The organism is Pseudomonas sp. S35, from assembly GCF_009866765.1.
Classification (GTDB): domain Bacteria; phylum Pseudomonadota; class Gammaproteobacteria; order Pseudomonadales; family Pseudomonadaceae; genus Aquipseudomonas.
In genome coordinates, this window is the sequence record NZ_CP019431.1 from 3,918,529 (window position 1) to 3,935,957 (window position 17,429).

The following is a 17,429-nucleotide window of genomic DNA, read 5'->3' on the forward strand; positions in this document are numbered from 1 at the left end:
GGCGCAAAAGATTGATATCCATGTGTTAGCAGGAGAGTGGCGTGCTTAGAAGAATGGGGATAAAAGGCCGCGTACTATTGCTGACCTTATTGCCGACCAGCCTGATGGCGCTGCTATTGGGAGGGTATTTCACCTGGATGCAGCTCTCGGAGCTGCAAACCCAATTGCTGCAACGCGGAGAAATGATCGCCGAGCAACTGGCCCCCTTGGTGGCCCCCGCCCTGAGCAACAAGAATACCGACCTGCTGGAGCGCATCGCCACGCAGTCCCTTGAGCAGCCAGACGTGCGCACAGTGTCATTCCTCGCGCCAGATCGCGTGCCCCTCGCCCACGCCGGCCCGAGCATGCTCAACCAGCCGCCGGTCGGTAACAGTTCTCACCTGTTGCAGCGCACCGGCAATGACGCCACCCGCTACCTGCTGCCGGTGTTTGGCCGCCATCGCAACCTGGCAGGCGAGCTGATCCCCGACGAAGCAGACCGCCTGCTGGGCTGGGTCGAGGTGGAATTGTCCCACAACGGCATGCTGCTGCGCGGCTATCGCAGCCTGTTCGCCAGCCTGCTGCTGATTGCTATCGGGCTGCTCTGTACGGCGGCCCTGGCGTTGCGCATCAGCCGTACAATCAACGCGCCAATCGGCCTGATCAAGCAAGCCGTCGCCCAACTCAAGGACGGCAACCTGGAAACCCGCTTGCCTCCCTTGGGCAGCCAGGAGCTTGACCAACTCGCCTCGGGCATCAACCGCATGGCCGAAACCCTGCAAAATGCCCAGGAAGAATTGCAGCACAGCATCGACCAGGCCACCGAAGACGTGCGCCAGAACCTGGAAACCATCGAAATCCAGAACATCGAACTGGACTTGGCACGCAAGGAGGCCTTGGAGGCCAGTCGGATCAAATCCGAATTCCTGGCCAATATGAGCCATGAAATCCGCACACCGCTCAACGGCATACTTGGCTTTACCCATCTGCTGCAAAAAAGCGAACTCACGCCACGCCAACTGGACTACCTGGGCACCATCGAAAAATCCGCCGACAACCTGCTGGGCATCATCAACGAGATTCTCGATTTTTCGAAGATCGAGGCCGGCAAGCTGGTGCTCGACAGCATCCCTTTCAACCTGCGGGATTTGCTGCAAGACACCCTCACCATCCTCGCCCCAGCCGCCCACGCCAAGCAGTTGGAACTGGTGAGCCTGGTCTACCGTGACACACCGCTGGCGCTGGTGGGCGACCCGTTGCGGCTTAAGCAGATCCTCACCAACCTGATCAGCAATGCGATCAAGTTCACCCGCGAAGGCACCATCGTGGCCCGGGCGATGATCGAGGACGAACAAGAAGACAGCGTGCAACTGCGCATCAGCGTGCAGGACACCGGCATCGGCCTGTCCAGCCAGGATGTGCGGGCGTTGTTCCAGGCCTTCAGCCAGGCCGACAATTCTCTGTCGCGCCAGCCCGGCGGCACAGGGTTGGGCTTAGTGATTTCCAAGCGCCTGATCGAGCAGATGGGCGGTGAAATCGGGGTCGACAGCACGCCGGGCGAGGGCTCGGAGTTCTGGATCAGCCTGAACCTGCCCAAGACCCGCGACGACGTCGAAGACCTGCCCTGCGCGCCGCTGCTGGGCCATCGCGTGGCGGTACTGGAAAACCATGAACTGGCACGCCAGGCCCTGCAACATCAGTTGGAAGACTGCGGCCTGGAAGTGACACCATTCAATACCCTGGAAAGCTTGACCAACGGCATCACCAGTGCCCATCAGACCGAACAAGCCATCGACCTGGCGGTGCTCGGCGTGACCGCCAACGACATACCGCCAGAGCGGCTCAACCAACATCTATGGGACCTGGAACACCTGGGCTGCAAAGTCCTGGTGCTATGCCCCACCACTGAACAGATGCTGTTCAACCAGTCAGTACCCAACCCCAATAGCCAGTTGCAGGCCAAGCCGGCATGCACCCGCAAGCTGCGCCGGGCGCTGTCCGACCTGATCAGCCCGCGCCCGTCACGTAACGAACCGGGCGAGCCACTGTCCAGCCGCGCCCCGCGCGTGCTGTGCGTAGATGACAACCCGGCGAACCTGCTGCTGGTGCAGACGCTGCTCGAAGACATGGGCGCAAAGGTACGTGCGGTAGAGAGCGGCTATGCAGCGGTGGATGCGGTCAAACAGGACACCTACGACTTGGTGCTGATGGACGTGCAGATGCCTGGCATGGATGGGCGACAAAGCACCGAAGCGATTCGCCAGTGGGAAAGCGAACGCCACGGCACCCCATTGCCGGTGGTAGCCCTGACCGCCCACGCAATGGCCAACGAAAAACGAGCCCTGTTGCAAAGCGGCATGGACGATTACCTGACCAAACCCATCAGCGAGCGGCAATTGGCCCAAGTGGTGTTGAAATGGACTGGCCTGGCCCTGAGAAATCAGGCCCCGGAGCGCACCACCGAAAGCCTCGGCCCTGGCGTGCAAATGCCCGTACTGGACCACGAGGAGGGCTTGCGCCTGGCCGCTGGCAAGACCGACCTGGCCGCCGACATGCTCGCCATGCTGCTCGCCTCCCTGGATGCCGACCGCCAAGCGATTAACGTCGCCCGCAACACCAATGACAATATTGCCCTGATCGAGCGGGTCCATCGCCTGCACGGCGCTACCCGCTACTGTGGCGTGCCGCAACTGCGCGCAGCCTGCCAGCGCGCCGAAACCCTGCTCAAGCAGGACGACGCCAAGGCCATGACCGCGCTGGACGAACTGGACATGGCCATCGCCCGGCTGGCCAGTGAAGCGCGGGTCAATGCCTGAATTCATCAAAAAGGAAGCCTTTGATGCGCGTGATTCTTTTCAGCAGCCAAACCTATGACCGCGACAGCTTCCTCGGCGAACCACTGCCACCGGGACTGGAGCTGCAATTCCAACCTGCCCGGCTCAACCTCGATACCGTGGCCCTGGCCGAACACCACGAAGTGGTCTGCGCTTTTATCAACGACGACCTCGGCGCCCCGGTGCTGGAACACCTGGCCAAGGGCGGCACCCGGCTGATTGCCCTGCGCTCGGCAGGCTATAACCATGTCGACCTGGCCGCCGCCAAACGCCTGGGCCTGACCATCGTGCGCGTGCCGGCCTACTCGCCACACGCCGTCGCCGAACATGCGGTGGCGCTGATCCTCGCTCTCAACCGCCGTTTGCACCGCGCCTACAACCGCACCCGCGATGGCGACTTCAGCCTGCACGGCCTGACCGGTTTTGACCTGGTGGGCAAGACCGTCGGTGTAGTCGGCACGGGGCAGATCGGCGCGACTTTCGCCAAAATCATGGCCGGGTTTGGCTGCACGCTGCTGGCGTACGACCCCTTCCCCAACCCGCAGGTACAGGCCCTGGGCGCGCGTTACGTGAGCCTGCCAGAACTGCTGGCCGAGGCCCAGATCATCAGCCTGCATTGCCCACTCACCCGCGACAGCAAGCACCTGATCAACGCCCGGTCCCTGGCGCACATGCAACCGGGTGCGATGCTGATCAACACCGGTCGCGGCGGCCTGGTGGACACACCCGCGCTGATCGAAGCCCTCAAGGACGGCCAACTCGGCTACCTGGGGCTGGATGTCTACGAGGAAGAAGCCCAGCTGTTTTTCGAGGACCGCTCCGACCTGCCCCTGCAAGACGACGTGCTCGCACGCCTGCTGACCTTCCCCAACGTGATCATCACTGCCCACCAGGCGTTCCTCACCCGCGAGGCCCTGGCGGCGATTGCCGGCACCACACTGGCCAATATCGCCGCGTGGGCCAACGGCGAGGTGCAAAACCGGGTTGAGGGATGATCAGCGGTCATATACCAAGCTCATGATGAGCAGGCACCCGTGATAGGATGCCGCGCCTATTTGGAGGATCCATGGCCGAACACGATTTCCGCTTCAGCTTGCTGAGCCCGCAACACACCCTGATCGAATGCCGCGCCCTGGTGCCGGGCCGTTACCAAGTCACCGGCAACGGTGGTTCGATCAAGCATGGCGACGTTCTGGTCGTCACCCTGCGCGGCAGTAAAACCCTGTCGATGCGCCTGACTGTCGAAGGTGACGCGCGCTACTCCATCCGCCCGGCGGGCCAGTGGGTCGCCATGGCCCAGGGGCCGAAATTCGGCGAGTTGGAGATTCACACCTGGAAAGTCAACTGCGACAGCTGCGAGGCCGTACTGGAGTTTGAGTTCGCGGTGGAGACCAAGCTGACCAAGGAACCGCTGCAACCGGCTGCCAACGCGCGCATTGCCGAGTTGGGCTGGGCCGGCGAAGGCGACAAGCACCGTTGCCCGAAATGCCAGAAGGCTGCGCAATGAAAGGCCTGCTTCTGCTCGCCGCTGTCGGCGCGGCCTTGAGCGGCTGTGCCAGTGATGCGGTCAAGCTCAAGCAGGATCACAGTTACGTAGTGGAATGGATTGGTGAGCGCCCGTTGATGGACTACGCACACCTGACCGTCACCCTCGGCGCCGATGGCCGCGCCTACGGCAATGGTGGTTGCAACCACTGGTTCGCACCGTACACGGTTGAGGGCGACAAACTCAGCTTCGGCAAGCTTGGCAGCACCCGCAAGCTCTGCGCCGAGGCCCTGATGGAACAGGAGCATCGCTTCTTCCAAGCCCTGCAAGGGGTGCAGCGCTGGGACATCTCGCCCATCGAGCAGACGCGCTTCTGGCCAGCCGAGGGCAAGCCGATTCGCCTGTGGCTCGAAGAGGGCTGATCCTGACTCTGTGGCCTGATGGAGATCCAAATGTGAGAGGGGCTTGCCTCTCCCACATTGGTTTTATGTTGTTGCGTTAGCCGCGCAGGGCCTTGAGTTTGGCCAGCACCCCTTCCGCCGTCTGCTCACCCATCAACTGCTCACGCACCTTGCCCTTGTCATCGATGATGTAAGTCACCGGTAACGCTTCGCTGCGCGGAATTTCAAAGATCCCGTCCGGGTTCTGTGCCAGCACGGTGAACTTGATGCCCAGCTTGTCGCTGGCCGCTTTCAACTCTTCGCCTTGCACGTTGTCGAAGTTGACCCCGAACACTCCCACGTTCTGCGCCTTCAACTGTTCGGCCAAAGCGTTGAGTTCGGGGATTTCCGTGCGGCACGGGCCACACCATTCCGCCCAGTAGTTGACCACCAGCCACTGCTTGTCCAGCCGCTCGGCCGCGACTTTCTGGCCGTACTGGTCAACGCCATAGTCATTGCCGCAGCCGCTGAGCAGCAGGGTTGTAATGATCGCCAATGCACCGATCAGTCGACGTGTCATGGGGTAATCCTTCGCAAAAATGAACGTTGGCTGCGACCTATCGCCTCTTACGGTTTAAGGACGGGGCGCCGCGCGGGTAGAATACCCGCCACCTTACGCAAGATGCGACCCGCACATGACCGATCTGACGCTTTATCACAACCCGCGCTGCTCGAAATCCCGCGGTGCGCTCGAACTGCTTGAAGCCCGCGGCCTCACCCCGACCGTGGTGCGTTACCTGGAAACTCCGCTGGACGCTGCGCAAATCAAGGCCTTGCTGGCCAAACTGGGCCTCAGCGCCCGTCAGTTGCTGCGCACCGGTGAAGACGAATACAAAAGCCTCAATCTGGCCGACGCCAGCCTCAGCGAAACCCAACTGATCGCCGCCATCGCCGAACACCCCAAACTGATGGAGCGCCCGATCCTGGAAACCGCCGACAAAGCCATCATTGGCCGCCCACCGGAAAACGTACTGGAGATTCTGCCGTGACCACACCGTATGTGCTGGTGTTGTATTACAGCCGTAACGGCTCGGTCAGTGAAATGGCCCGGCAGATTGCCCGTGGCATCGAGCAAGGCGGCATGGAAGCGCGTTTGCGCACCGTGCCGGCGATCTCCACCGAATGCGAAGCCGTGGCGCCGAGCATTCCGGACGAAGGCGCGCTGTACGCCAGCCTGGATGACTTGAAAAACTGCTCAGGCCTGGCCCTGGGCAGTCCGACACGCTTCGGCAACATGGCCGCGCCGCTCAAGTACTTCCTCGACGGCACCAGCAACCTGTGGCTCACCGGCGCCTTGGTCGGCAAGCCGGCTGGCGTGTTTACCTCCACCGCCAGCCTGCACGGTGGCCAGGAAACCACGCTGATGTCGATGCTGCTGCCGCTGCTGCACCACGGCATGCTTATCACCGGCCTACCCTACAGCGAACAGGCACTGCTCGACACTCAGGGCGGCGGTACGCCCTATGGCGCCAGCCATCATTCCGGGCCAGACGGCAAGCGCATGCTTGATCAGCATGAAATCACCCTGTGCCGTGCCTTGGGCCTGCGCCTGGCTACCACCGCCACGCTGCTGGAGAACGGCCGTGGCCAGAAAGCCTAAAGTCCTGCCACCTCAAGCGTGGCTCGAGCCTCGCGTAAAGGTTGCACGCGCATTGAGCCTGCTGGCATTTTTTGCGCTGGTGGGCTTGTTGTGCGGGTATTACCTGTTCATCGCCGACCTGCACGGCGCCCGCCCGTGGGTGATCCTGCTGATCGAACTGGTGCCGCTGCTGTTGCTGGCGCCGGGCATGATCAGCGGCAGTGCACGGGGGCATTCGTGGATGTGTTTCGCGGTGAACCTGTATTTCATCAAGGGCGCGCTGGCGGCGTACGACCCGAACCGGCAGTGGTTTGGCGTGCTGGAGATGCTGGCAAGCCTGGCAGTGTTTTGTACCGCGTTGCTGTATGTGCGGTGGCGGCATCAGTTGAACCGGCGGTTGGCCGCTGGGGCTCTACCCACTTGATGTAACAACGCCCAATGTGGTGAGGGAGCTTGCTCCCTCACCACGATAAGCAGCGGTCAGTGGTTGACGGTGTAGGCCAACATCATCGACAACTGACACATCGGCCGCCCACTCTCGGCATGCCATTGGTTGAACGCGCCCTGCACCGTCGCCAGATCCCGCAGGCTGGTCGGCGCCTTGTCGACGATCTTCTGTGCATTCAATGCGGCCACCACGTCATCACTCGGCACAAACGTATCCTTGCCCACCATCCGCAGGAAGCGTGGCGCCGACAGCCCGCCCAACTGGTGGCCGTGCTTGCTCAGGTACTTCCAGAGCCCGACGATATCGGTGACCGGCCAATCGGCGATAAACGCGCCGAAGCTGCCTTTTTCCTGGGCTATGTCCAGGATCATCTGCGCATTGCGCGGCACACTCTTGAGCTTGCCCAGGTGACGGATGATGCGCGTGTCCTGCATCAGGCGCTCTAGGTGCTCGGCGCCCATCAGCACGACTTTTTCCGGGTCGAAGCCGAAGAACACCTGCTCGAACGCCGGCCATTTGGCATCCACTACGCTGTGCTTCAAGCCGGCGCGAAATACCCGCAGCGCCAGGGTCGACAGGTAGCGATCATCACTGATCTTGCGCAGTTGCGCCGGTGTCTTGGGCGCCGGCAGATGGGCTTCCAGTTCGGCTGCGGAACCGAAGCGGTTCAGACAATATTCGTGCAGCCACTTATAATCGCGCATGCCCTCTCCTGGGGGTTGAAATGACAACGGCGCCCGTGAGCGCCGTCTTTCAGAGCGTTGAATAGCTTTAGAGGTTCACTACATTGACGAAGCGCGAAGCGGCCGTCTCGTCGATTTTCAGGCTGGTGAAGTCAAACAGGTTGCGGTCGGCCAACTGTGACGGCTGCACATTCTGCAAGCTGCGAAAGATGCTTTCGGTGCGCCCCGGAGTCTTGCGCTCCCAGTCCACCAGCATCTCCTTGACCACCTGGCGCTGCAGGTTTTCCTGGGAGCCACACAGGTTGCACGGGATGATTGGGAATTGCTTGAAGTCGGAGTAGGCCTGGATGTCTTTCTCGTTGCAATACGCCAGCGGGCGGATCACCACGTTGCGCCCGTCATCGGCCCGCAGCTTGGGCGGCATGGCCTTGAGCGAACCGTTGAAAAACATATTGAGGAAAAAGGTCTCGACGATATCGTCGCGGTGATGCCCCAGGGCCATTTTGGTCGCGCCGATCTCATCGGCAAACGTATAGAGCGTGCCACGGCGCAGGCGCGAGCACAGCGAGCAGGTGGTCTTGCCTTCCGGGATCAACTCCTTGACCACCGAATAGGTGTCTTTCTCGACGATGTGGTACTCCACGCCCAGCGCTTTCAGGTATGCCGGCAGTACGTGCTCGGGAAAGCCCGGTTGTTTCTGGTCCATGTTGACGGCAACGATCTCGAACTTGATCGGCGCGACCTTTTGCAGGTGCAGCAGCACGTCGAGCAAGGTGTAGCTGTCTTTGCCGCCGGAGAGGCAGACCATGACCTTGTCGCCGTCCTCGATCATGTTGAAATCGGCGACCGCTTCACCGGCCAGGCGACGCAGGCGTTTTTGCAGTTTGTTCTGGTTGACCGTAAGAGTGCCCATGGCGCTTGGATCCGCTAAAGGTGTGTGACGAAAAGCCGGGTATTTTACCGTTATGAACGATTGAGTTCCAATGTGGGTAGAGGCCCTACACCCTCCCACAGGTGATCGCATTGCCGTTGACAGACCTCACTGCGATTAGGGCCAATGTTTACAGCGCGATTTGCTCTAAAGGCCCTACAGTTATTCCGGTCATCCCTTTCTATACTGCGACGTGAGGTCGCACAGCTATATCCGGACCTTTCAGGCCAATTGGCCCGTGGGCGCTCCGATGGGGGGCGATGGTAATAACGACAGGAGTGACTGGCATGATCCATCACGTCGTGGGGCTATTTACACATCCCGACCAGGAATGGCGGGAAATCCGTGGCGATAAAGAAGAAAGCATCGGCCACATGTACCTCACCCACACGCTGATTCTCGCGGCAATCCCCGCGATTTCGGCGTTTATCGGCACCACCCAGGTCGGCTGGGTCATCGGCAACCGTGCGCCGGTGATGCTGACCCAGGAAAGCGCGCTATGGATGACGCTCATGTCCTACGCAGCCATGCTTGGCGGCGTGGCGGTGATGGGTGCGTTCATTCACTGGATGGCCCGTACCTACGACGCCAACCCCAGCATGGCGCGCTGCGTGGCCTTTGCCACCTACACCGCGACACCGCTGTTCATTGGCGGGCTGGCGGCGCTTTATCCACATATGTGGCTGGGCATGGTCGTGGGCACGGCGGCGATCTGCTACACCGTGTACCTGCTGTATGTCGGGCTGCCGACCTTCATGAACATCGACCCAGACGAAGGCTTCCTGTTTTCCAGCTCGGTGCTGGCCGTGGGCCTGGTGGTGCTGGTGGCGATCATGGCGTTTACCGTGATCGTCTGGGGCCTGGGCGTAGGCCCGATCTACACCAACTGACCTGATAAACCCACAGGCAAGGCCACCGCAAGGTGGCCTTGTGCGTTATGCATGACCATTCGGCGCGTGAGAGATTCGGAAACACGCGGCTTTGCGGCATACTGGGCCTCTCTGGAGATAGGTACAGCATGCCCGAGCAACTCAATACCCGCGTCGAAGATTGTTTCCTGCAAGCCGAATCCTTTTTCAAACGAAGCTTCAAACGCCCCCAGGTCAGCCTCAAGCTGCGGGGCCAGAAAGCCGGTGTCGCGCATTTGCACGAGAACCTGCTGCGCTTCAACCCACAGCTATACCGAGAAAACAGCCAACACTTCCTCAAGCAGACCGTGGCCCATGAAGTGGCGCACCTGATCGCCCACCAATTGTTTGGCGAACGTATCCAGCCCCACGGCGAAGAATGGCAATTGATCATGCGCGGGGTCTACGAACTGCCGCCGGACCGGTGCCACACCTATGCCGTGCAGCGTCGCCAGGTCACCCGCTATATCTACCGTTGCCCCTGTGCAGACAGCGACTTCCCGTTTTCGGCGCAGCGACACGGCATGGTGGCTCAGGGGCGAAGGTATTTGTGTCGGCGGTGTCGGCAGACCTTGGTGTTTACCGGCGAAACCAGGGTGGAATAAACGCCTCATCGGGAGCCCAACCACTACATAATCACCTTGGAGCTGCGCAGCTCGCTGATGCGCTGCGGGCTCAAGCCCAGCTCCGCCAACACTTCATCACTGTGCGCGCCCACGGCGACGCCAATGTGCCGGGGCGCTGGCAACCCTTCCGAAAACTTCAACGGGCAGGCAATCTGCGCCTGGCTCGAGCCATCGCCCCTTGGCACCTGACTGACCAGCGCCCGCGCCTTTAACTGCGGATGGGCCACGGCCTCGCTCAGCGTCAGCACAGGCTCCACGCAGGCATCCACCCCAGCAAACAGCTCGCACAATTGCTCGAAACTGCGCTTCTCGAACTCCACCTGCAAGGCCTGCTTAAGCACCGGCTGCTGGTCTGGATTCAAACCCTGCGCGGCCAGTTCCGGGCGCCCCAACGCTTCACACAATTGCTGCATGAAGGCCGGTTCCAGGCTGCCCACTGACATCCAGCGCCCGTCCCGAGAGCGGTAGTAGTCGTAGAAACTGCCACCATTAAGCACATGGTTCTCCCATTCCGGCTCGACCCCGCAGGCCAAGTAACCCGCACCGGCCATCGCGTTCAGGCTGAACGAGCAGTCGGTCATGCTCACATCCAGGTATTGCCCCACCCCACTCTGCTGCCGTGCGATTATCGCCGCCAGCAACCCCACCACCGCATGCAGCGAACCACCGGCGACATCCGCCAACTGCACACCCAACGGCAGCGGGCCGCTGTCCTGGCGCCCGGTATGACTGGCCACGCCCGCCAGCGCCAAGTAGTTGATATCGTGGCCGGCTCGGTCTCTATAGGGGCCGGTCTGACCATAGCCGGTGATCGCCACATAGATCAGCCTGGGGTTGATCGCTTTCAACGCCTCGTAGCCCAGGCCCAGGCGTTCCATCACCCCTGGGCGAAACTGCTCCAGCACAATGTCGTAGTCCTTGACCAGCGCCCGCACGATCTCCAGGGCCTCGACCTGCTTGAGGTCCAGCGCCAGGCTGCGCTTATTGCGATTGAGATAGGCGTGGCTCGCCGAGGTGCCCTGGTCATGGGGCGGCAGCACACGCAGCAAGTCCATGCGCGTGGGCGATTCGATACGCAGCACCTCGGCGCCCATGTCCGCCAGCATCAACGAGGCAAACGGGCCGGGCAGCAAGGTGGAAAAATCCAGCACTTTGAGGGATGCCAAGGGACCTGACATGGGGGTTCCATTTTCGGTTTGAATCCCCACAGACTAGGCAGCCTTGCGCCTACCGGCAATCGTCAGAACAATCAACGACAGTGACCGTTTTGATCACGGCGGGCTTTTTCGCGGCGCCGGCTTTATCATTGACCCACGTTTGCTTGCCGAGTGTTCCATGAAGTTTGCGATTGCCTTGTATTCCGCCGCCCACGCGCCCTCGTCGCGCCGCGCCTTGCTGTTCGCTCAGGCGGCGTTGGCCGGCGGGCATGAAATTGTGCGGTTGTTTTTTTACCAGGACGGCGTGCACAGCGCGTCCAATACCATCGTTGCGCCCCAGGATGAGCAGGACATCGCCCGTCAATGGCGTGAGTTTGTCAGCACCCATCAACTCGACGGTGTGGTTTGCATTGCCGCCGCCCTGCGCCGCGGCGTGCTAAACGGCGAAGAAGCCACACGCTATCAACGCAGCGCGGTAAACCTGGACGCACCGTGGGCCTTGTCGGGCCTGGGCCAATTGCATGACGCAATCCAGGATGCCGACCGCCTGATCTGTTTTGGAGGGCCGTGAGATGTCCAAATCCTTATTGGTGATCAGCCGCCAGGCCCCCTGGTCGGGACCGAGCGCACGGGAGGCACTGGATATCGTGCTGGCCGGTGGCGCGTTTGATCTGCCCATCGGCCTGCTGTTTATGGACGATGGCGTATTCCAACTCGCAACGCACCAGAACGCCAAAGCCGTGCAGCAAAAAGACCTCAGCGCCAACCTGCAGGCATTAGGGCTGTTCGGTATCGACGACGTGTTTGTCTGCCGTCACAGCATGGCCCTGCGCGGCTTGACGCCGCCAACCGAGGCGCAACCGTTGAGCAACGACGCTATTACCCAATTGATTGGCCGTTACGACCAGGTGATTACCCTCTGATGTCGACTTTACATGTGGTGTCTCACTCCCCATTTACCGATAGCCGCCTCGACAGTTGCCTGCGTATCTGTGGCAACGAGGACGCGATCCTGCTGTGCGGCGATGGCGCCTATGGGCTGCACACCCCCGCCTTGCACACCAAGGGTGTGAAGGTGTTTGTCCTGGCCGAAGACATGCAAGCGCGCAACCTGCCGTTACCAGACTGGGCCGACAGCGTGGACTATCCCGGTTTCGTGCAACTGTCGATCGACTACGACAAGGTCAACACCTGGCTATGAACACCCTGACCGTGGGCGAACGCCGCCTCGAACTGGACAAGGACGGCTATCTTGTCGACCTGAACGATTGGTCTCACGAGGTAGCCAACGCCCTGGCCGCCGCCGACAACCTGGAATTGACCCCGGCACACTGGGAAATCCTTGAACTGCTGCGCGGCTTTTATGCCGAGTTCCAGCTGTCCCCGGCCACCCGCCCATTGATCAAGTACACCGCCCTGAAGCTGGGCCCGGACAAGGGCAACAGCCTGCACCTCAACCAACTGTTCAACGGCACTCCCGCCAAACTCGCCGCTAAACTGGCGGGCCTGCCCAGGCCGACGAATTGCTTATGACCGACTTTACCCCACTCACCCTGCAAACCCCTGCCGAGCACCCATTTGCGCCATTCGTGCGCATCCTGGGCAAAGGCAAGCGCGGCGCGCGCAACCTCACCCGCGAGGAAGCCCGTGAAGCCATGGGTATGCTCCTCGACGAAAAAGTCGAAGACACCCAACTGGGCGCCTTCCTGATGCTGCTGCGCCACAAGGAAGAAAGCGCGCAAGAGCTCGCAGGCTTCACCGAAGCCGTGCGCGAACGCCTGGACGCCCCTGCGCTGAACGTAGATGTCGACTGGCCCACCTACGCCGGCAAGAAACGCCACCTGCCATGGTTCCTGCTCGCGGCCAAATGCCTGGCGCAGAGCGGCGTGCGCATCCTGATGCACGGCGGCGGCGCCCATACGGCGGGCCGGCTGTACACCGAGCAACTGCTGCAAACCCTGCAAATCCCACTGTGCCGCAACTGGCAGCAGGTTGGGGTGGCGTTTGAACACGGTAACCTGGCGTTTATCCCGCTGGGCGATTGGGCTGTGCAATTGCAGCGCATGATCGATTTGCGCAACACCCTGGGCCTGCGCTCGCCGATCCACTCCCTGGCGCGGCTGCTCAACCCGTTGAATGCGCGTTGCGGCCTGCAAAGTATCTTCCATCCGGGCTACCAGGGCGTGCACCGCGATGCCAGCGGCCTGCTCGGCGATAACGTGATTGTGGTGAAAGGCGACGGCGGCGAGATCGAGATCAACCCGGACACGATCAGCCACCTGTACGGCACCACCGGCGGCGAAAGTTGGGATGAAGAATGGCCCGCCCTCTCCGCCCAGCGCCATGTCAAACCGGCGGTCCTGGACCCTGAGCATTTGAAAGCGCTGTGGCGCGGTGATGTGGAGGACAGCTACCCACAACTGGCGCTGATCGCCACCATGGCCCTGGCTTTGCGCGGCCTTGGTCACCCGCGGGAGCGGGCGTTCGAAATGGCCCAGCAGTATTGGGCTGCGCGGGATAAATCGATTTAATCGATCATTCACCCGCAGTCTTTGCGCTTTTAGTTCGAACTCATCCCTTTAGACTGGCCTCCAACGCTTATTAGCCAAGGAGCCAGTCATGGGTTTGTTGATCGAAGGACACTGGAAAGACCAATGGTACGAAAGTAGCGCAGACGGCGCTTTCCAACGAGAACAGGCGCAACGCCGCCACTGGGTGACCGCCGACGGCCAGCCGGGACCAAGTGGCGAAGGCGGCTTCAAGGCCGAAGCCGGTCGTTACCACCTCTACGTATCCCTCGCCTGCCCATGGGCCCACCGCACGCTGATAATGCGCAAGCTCAAGGGCCTCGAAAGCCTGATCGACGTGTCCGTGGTCAGTTGGCTGATGTTGGAAAACGGCTGGACCTTCGACAAGGCCCACGGCTCCAGTGGCGACACGCTCGATGATCTCGCCTTTATGCACCAGCGCTACACCGCCGACACGGCCGACTACACCGGCCGCGTCACCGTGCCGGTGTTGTGGGACAAGGAGCTCAAGCGCATCGTCAGCAATGAATCGGCAGAGATCATCCGCATGTTCAACAGCGCGTTCAACGGGCTGACGGGCAACACCCTGGATTTCTACCCGGAGGCATTGCGTTCAACCATCGACACGCTGAACGAACGCATCTACCCGGCCGTGAACAACGGCGTATATCGCGCAGGTTTTGCCACGTCGCAGCAGGCGTATGAAAGCGCGTTTGACGATGTGTTTGCCGAACTGGACCACCTGGAGCAGCACCTGAGCGACCATCGCTACCTGGCTGGCGACTACCTGACCGAGGCAGACGTGCGGCTGTTCACTACGCTGATTCGATTTGATGCGGTGTATTACAGCCACTTCAAATGCAATCTGCGCCGGATTGCAGATTATCCGAACCTGTCGAATTGGCTGCGGGAGTTGTATCAGTGGCCAGGGGTGGCCGAGACGGTGGATTTCGAGCACATCAAGGGGCATTACTATGCGAGCCATCGGACCATCAACCCGACGGGGATAGTGCCGAAGGGGCCGTTGCAGAGGTTTGACGCCGAGCATGATCGTCGGCGGTTGAATGGTTCAGGGGTTTTGAGCTGATCCAGGAGATGGGTTGTGTTTGAGGGACGCATCGGGGGCAAGCCCCCGATGCTTTTACGGCTCAAACCTGAGACTGGGCGCCTTCAAACCATTTCAACTTCTCACGCAACACCACCACCTCACCCACGATCACCAGTGTCGGCGCATGCACTTCATGCTCCGCCACCATGCGCGGCAAGTCGGCCAGGGTGCCCGTGAACACGCGCTGGTTAGAGGTGGTGCCCTGCTGGATCAGCGCCGCCGGGGTATCAGCGGCGCGACCATGCTTGATCAACTGTTCGCAGATGATCGGCAAGCCAACCAAGCCCATGTAGAACACCAGGGTTTGCGACGGGCCTACCAGGTCATGCCAAGGCAGGTCCGACGTCCCGTCCTTCAAGTGCCCGGTGATAAAGCGTACCGATTGCGCATAGTCGCGGTGGGTCAGCGGAATCCCGGCGTATGCCGCGCAACCACTGGCCGCCGTAATCCCTGGCACTACCTGGAACGGGATGCCGTGGGCCGCCAGCTCCTCGATTTCTTCGCCTCCACGCCCAAAGATGAACGGATCGCCACCCTTCAGACGCAGCACGCGTTTGCCCTGCTTGGCCAAGTCCACCAACTGCTGGTTGATCTTGTCCTGCGGCACGGCATGGTCGGCGCGACGCTTGCCGACGTAGACACGCTCGGCATCACGGCGGCACAGCTCAAGGATTGCGGGCGCCACCAAGCGGTCGTACAGCACCACATCGGCTTGCTGCATCAGACGCAGCGCGCGGAAGGTCAACAAGTCCGGATCACCCGGACCGGCACCCACCAGATACACCTCGCCCGGCGCGTACGGCGGTGCACCGTTAACCTTTTCGACCAACAGACGCTCGGCTTCGTCGCCCTGCCCGGCCAACTGGCGGTCGGCAATCGGGCCTTGGAACACTTCTTCCCAGAACGCACGGCGCTGCTGCACGTCCGGGTACAAGCCTTTGACCTGGGCACGAAAGCGCGCTGCCAACCCGGCCAGTTGGCCATAAGTCGATGGAATCCAGGTTTCCAGCTTGGCGCGGATCAAGCGTGCCAACACCGGCGCATCGCCGCCGCTGGACACCGCAATCACCAACGGCGAACGGTCGACAATCGCCGGGAAGATCACGCTGCACAAGGCCGGCGCGTCCACCACATTGACCGGTACACAGCGACGCTTGGCATCACTGGACACCTGCGCATTCAGTGGCTCGTCGTCAGTGGCGGCGATGATCAGGGTGCAACCGTCAAGGTCGGCCTCCTGATACCCGCGTAACATCAGTTCCCCGCCACTGCCCAGCACCAGCTCACGCAGTTGGTCTTCGATCTGGGGAGCAACCACCCGCAGCACTGCGCCGGCGTCAGCCAGCAGCCGGGATTTGCGCAAGGCAATCTCCCCACCACCGACGACCAACACACGGCTGCCGCGCAGGTTATGAAACAGCGGCAGAAATTCCATTTAGCCGATGACCTCAACGCCGGCCATGTACGGCTTGAGCACTTGCGGTACACGGATCGAACCGTCGGCCTGCTGGTAGTTTTCCAACACCGCGACCAGGGTGCGGCCTACGGCAAGGCCCGAACCGTTGAGGGTGTGCACCAGCTCCGGCTTGCCAGTTTCCGGGTTACGGAAACGTGCCTGCATGCGACGAGCCTGGAAATCACCGCAGTTGGAGCACGACGAAATCTCGCGGTACTTGTCCTGGCTCGGCACCCACACTTCCAGATCGTAGGTCTTCACGGCGCTGAAACCCATATCGCCAGTGCACAGCGCCAGTACGCGGTACGGCAGTTCCAGCAGTTGCAGGACGCGTTCGGCGTTGGCGGTCAGGCCTTCCAGGGCCTCCATGGAGGTCGACGGCTCGACCACCTGCACCATCTCGACCTTGTCGAACTGGTGCTGGCGGATCATGCCGCGGGTGTCACGCCCCGACGCGCCGGCTTCACTGCGGAAGCACGGGCTGTGGGCCACGAACTTGAGTGGCAGCTGCTTGGCGTCAAGGATCTCGCCGGCGACGATATTGGTCAGCGACACTTCGGCAGTCGGGATCAGGTACAGGTCGGCTTCGCCATCGCGGCTGATCTTGAACAGGTCTTCTTCGAACTTCGGCAACTGGCTGGTGCCCATCAGCGCAGGAGCCTGCACCAGATACGGCGTGTAGGCCTCTTCGTAACCGTGCTCGCCGGTGTGCAGATTGATCATGAACTGCGCCAGGGCACGGTGCATGCGCGCGATGGGGCCGCGCAGCAACGCAAAGCGCGCGCCGGACATTTTGGCGGCGGTTTCGAAATCCAGGCCACCGGTCAATTCGCCCAGGGCGACGTGGTCCTTGATTTCGAAATCAAAGGCTTTTGGCGTACCCCAGCGGCGTACTTCGACGTTGCCGTCTTCGTCTTCGCCAACCGGCACGGATTCGTGCGGCAGGTTCGGAATACCCAGCAGGATCTGGTCCAGCTCGGACTGGATCTTGTCCAGCTCGACCTTGCCGTCGGACAGCTCGGAGCCCATGCGCTCGACATCCGCCATCAGCGGCGCGATGTCTTCGCCGCGCTGCTTGGCCTGACCGATGGATTTGGAACGCGCATTACGCTCAGCCTGCAGCGCTTCGGTGCGGGTCTGGACGGTCTTGCGCTGTTCTTCCAGCGCTTCGATGCGCGCAACATCCAAGGCAAAGCCACGGGATGCCAGGCGGTCCGCTACGTCCTGAAGGTTGCTACGTAACAGTTTGGAATCGAGCATGTCGGT

At 61.4% G+C, this 17,429-nt stretch carries 21 protein-coding genes; 15 read left to right on the top strand and 6 right to left on the bottom strand.

From position 1 onward, the window contains the following. The first annotated feature begins 41 nt into the window (after positions 1-41). The 4 genes from PspS35_RS17370 (at position 42) to PspS35_RS17385 (ending at position 4,721) form a co-directional block, all read left to right on the top strand. A complete protein-coding gene (locus tag PspS35_RS17370) occupies positions 42-2,795 on the top strand; it encodes a response regulator (RefSeq protein WP_159936022.1) in 2,754 nt (917 codons plus the stop codon). Between the two features lie 23 nt (positions 2,796-2,818). Next, positions 2,819-3,808, top strand: a complete 990-nt coding sequence (locus PspS35_RS17375; protein WP_159936024.1) for a 2-hydroxyacid dehydrogenase — start codon at positions 2,819-2,821, stop codon at positions 3,806-3,808. Positions 3,809-3,879: 71 nt separating this feature from the next. Beyond that, positions 3,880-4,320 carry a hypothetical protein gene (locus PspS35_RS17380; protein ID WP_159936025.1) on the top strand — a complete coding sequence of 147 codons (441 nt, stop codon included), beginning with the start codon at positions 3,880-3,882 and terminating at the stop codon, positions 4,318-4,320. Further along, the gene (locus tag PspS35_RS17385) at positions 4,317-4,721 is read left to right on the top strand and encodes an META domain-containing protein (protein ID WP_159936027.1); all 405 of its coding nucleotides are present in this window, start codon (positions 4,317-4,319) and stop codon (positions 4,719-4,721) included. The genes PspS35_RS17380 and PspS35_RS17385 overlap by 4 nt, the downstream gene beginning before the upstream one ends. Before the next feature lie 76 nt (positions 4,722-4,797). Here PspS35_RS17385 and PspS35_RS17390 read toward each other — a convergent pair whose 3' ends face one another. Continuing rightward, positions 4,798-5,259 (bottom strand): TlpA disulfide reductase family protein, encoded by a 462-nt coding sequence (locus PspS35_RS17390; RefSeq protein ID WP_159936029.1) that lies wholly within the window; start codon positions 5,257-5,259, stop codon positions 4,798-4,800. Between the two features lie 115 nt (positions 5,260-5,374). Between PspS35_RS17390 and arsC the strand changes: the two genes are divergently transcribed. From arsC to PspS35_RS17405, 3 genes are read left to right on the top strand one after another with little or no spacing between them, the layout of a single operon-like run. Beyond that, entirely contained in the window at positions 5,375-5,728 is a 354-nt protein-coding gene (gene arsC / locus PspS35_RS17395; RefSeq protein ID WP_159936031.1) for an arsenate reductase (glutaredoxin), read from the top strand. After that, entirely contained in the window at positions 5,725-6,339 is a 615-nt protein-coding gene (wrbA, locus tag PspS35_RS17400) for an NAD(P)H:quinone oxidoreductase (RefSeq protein WP_159936033.1), read from the top strand. The genes arsC and wrbA overlap by 4 nt, the downstream gene beginning before the upstream one ends. Then, positions 6,323-6,742, top strand: a complete 420-nt coding sequence (locus PspS35_RS17405; RefSeq protein WP_159936035.1) for a DUF2069 domain-containing protein — start codon at positions 6,323-6,325, stop codon at positions 6,740-6,742. Before wrbA ends, PspS35_RS17405 begins: the two co-directional genes overlap by 17 nt. Positions 6,743-6,798: 56 nt before the next feature. Here the strand turns inward: PspS35_RS17405 and PspS35_RS17410 are convergent, their stop codons facing one another. Together PspS35_RS17410 and ttcA are read right to left on the bottom strand one after the other, a co-directional pair. After that, the gene (locus PspS35_RS17410; RefSeq protein WP_159936037.1) at positions 6,799-7,470 is read right to left on the bottom strand and encodes a DNA-3-methyladenine glycosylase I; all 672 of its coding nucleotides are present in this window, start codon (positions 7,468-7,470) and stop codon (positions 6,799-6,801) included. A gap of 67 nt (positions 7,471-7,537) precedes the next feature. After that, complete coding sequence (gene ttcA / locus PspS35_RS17415) at positions 7,538-8,362, bottom strand: tRNA 2-thiocytidine(32) synthetase TtcA (RefSeq protein ID WP_159936039.1); 825 nt, start codon at positions 8,360-8,362, stop codon at positions 7,538-7,540. Between the two features lie 305 nt (positions 8,363-8,667). Here ttcA and PspS35_RS17420 point away from each other — a divergent pair, with 305 nt between their 5' ends. Together PspS35_RS17420 and PspS35_RS17425 are read left to right on the top strand one after the other, a co-directional pair. Next, the gene (locus PspS35_RS17420) at positions 8,668-9,270 is read left to right on the top strand and encodes a Yip1 family protein (protein WP_159936041.1); all 603 of its coding nucleotides are present in this window, start codon (positions 8,668-8,670) and stop codon (positions 9,268-9,270) included. Between the two features lie 128 nt (positions 9,271-9,398). Beyond that, positions 9,399-9,893 carry a SprT family zinc-dependent metalloprotease gene (locus PspS35_RS17425; protein ID WP_159936043.1) on the top strand — a complete coding sequence of 165 codons (495 nt, stop codon included), beginning with the start codon at positions 9,399-9,401 and terminating at the stop codon, positions 9,891-9,893. Positions 9,894-9,916: 23 nt separating this feature from the next. Here the strand turns inward: PspS35_RS17425 and PspS35_RS17430 are convergent, their stop codons facing one another. Then, positions 9,917-11,092, bottom strand: coding sequence for a CaiB/BaiF CoA-transferase family protein (locus PspS35_RS17430; protein WP_159936044.1), 1,176 nt, complete (start codon positions 11,090-11,092; stop codon positions 9,917-9,919). 157 nt (positions 11,093-11,249) lie between these two features. Here PspS35_RS17430 and tusD point away from each other — a divergent pair, with 157 nt between their 5' ends. The 6 genes from tusD to PspS35_RS17460 all read left to right on the top strand — a co-directional run bounded on the left by tusD (position 11,250) and on the right by PspS35_RS17460 (position 14,686). After that, positions 11,250-11,642 carry a sulfurtransferase complex subunit TusD gene (tusD, locus tag PspS35_RS17435; RefSeq protein ID WP_159936046.1) on the top strand — a complete coding sequence of 131 codons (393 nt, stop codon included), beginning with the start codon at positions 11,250-11,252 and terminating at the stop codon, positions 11,640-11,642. A gap of 1 nt (position 11,643) precedes the next feature. Further along, a complete protein-coding gene (tusC, locus tag PspS35_RS17440) occupies positions 11,644-11,994 on the top strand; it encodes a sulfurtransferase complex subunit TusC (protein WP_159936048.1) in 351 nt (116 codons plus the stop codon). Then, positions 11,994-12,272, top strand: a complete 279-nt coding sequence (gene tusB / locus PspS35_RS17445; RefSeq protein ID WP_159936049.1) for a sulfurtransferase complex subunit TusB — start codon at positions 11,994-11,996, stop codon at positions 12,270-12,272. The genes tusC and tusB overlap by 1 nt, the downstream gene beginning before the upstream one ends. Next, a complete protein-coding gene (locus PspS35_RS17450) occupies positions 12,269-12,604 on the top strand; it encodes a TusE/DsrC/DsvC family sulfur relay protein (RefSeq protein WP_159936051.1) in 336 nt (111 codons plus the stop codon). The genes tusB and PspS35_RS17450 overlap by 4 nt, the downstream gene beginning before the upstream one ends. After that, positions 12,601-13,602 (top strand): glycosyl transferase family protein, encoded by a 1,002-nt coding sequence (locus PspS35_RS17455; protein ID WP_159936053.1) that lies wholly within the window; start codon positions 12,601-12,603, stop codon positions 13,600-13,602. Before PspS35_RS17450 ends, PspS35_RS17455 begins: the two co-directional genes overlap by 4 nt. 88 nt (positions 13,603-13,690) lie before the next feature. Continuing rightward, positions 13,691-14,686 (top strand): glutathione S-transferase family protein, encoded by a 996-nt coding sequence (locus PspS35_RS17460; protein ID WP_159936055.1) that lies wholly within the window; start codon positions 13,691-13,693, stop codon positions 14,684-14,686. Between the two features lie 61 nt (positions 14,687-14,747). Here the strand turns inward: PspS35_RS17460 and cysG are convergent, their stop codons facing one another. Together cysG and serS are read right to left on the bottom strand one after the other, a co-directional pair. Beyond that, entirely contained in the window at positions 14,748-16,142 is a 1,395-nt protein-coding gene (gene cysG, locus PspS35_RS17465; protein WP_159936056.1) for a siroheme synthase CysG, read from the bottom strand. Then, positions 16,143-17,423: a serine--tRNA ligase gene (gene serS / locus PspS35_RS17470; RefSeq protein ID WP_159936058.1), complete on the bottom strand. Its 1,281-nt coding sequence runs from the start codon at positions 17,421-17,423 to the stop codon at positions 16,143-16,145. It abuts the gene before it with no gap. Positions 17,424-17,429: the final 6 nt, after the last annotated feature.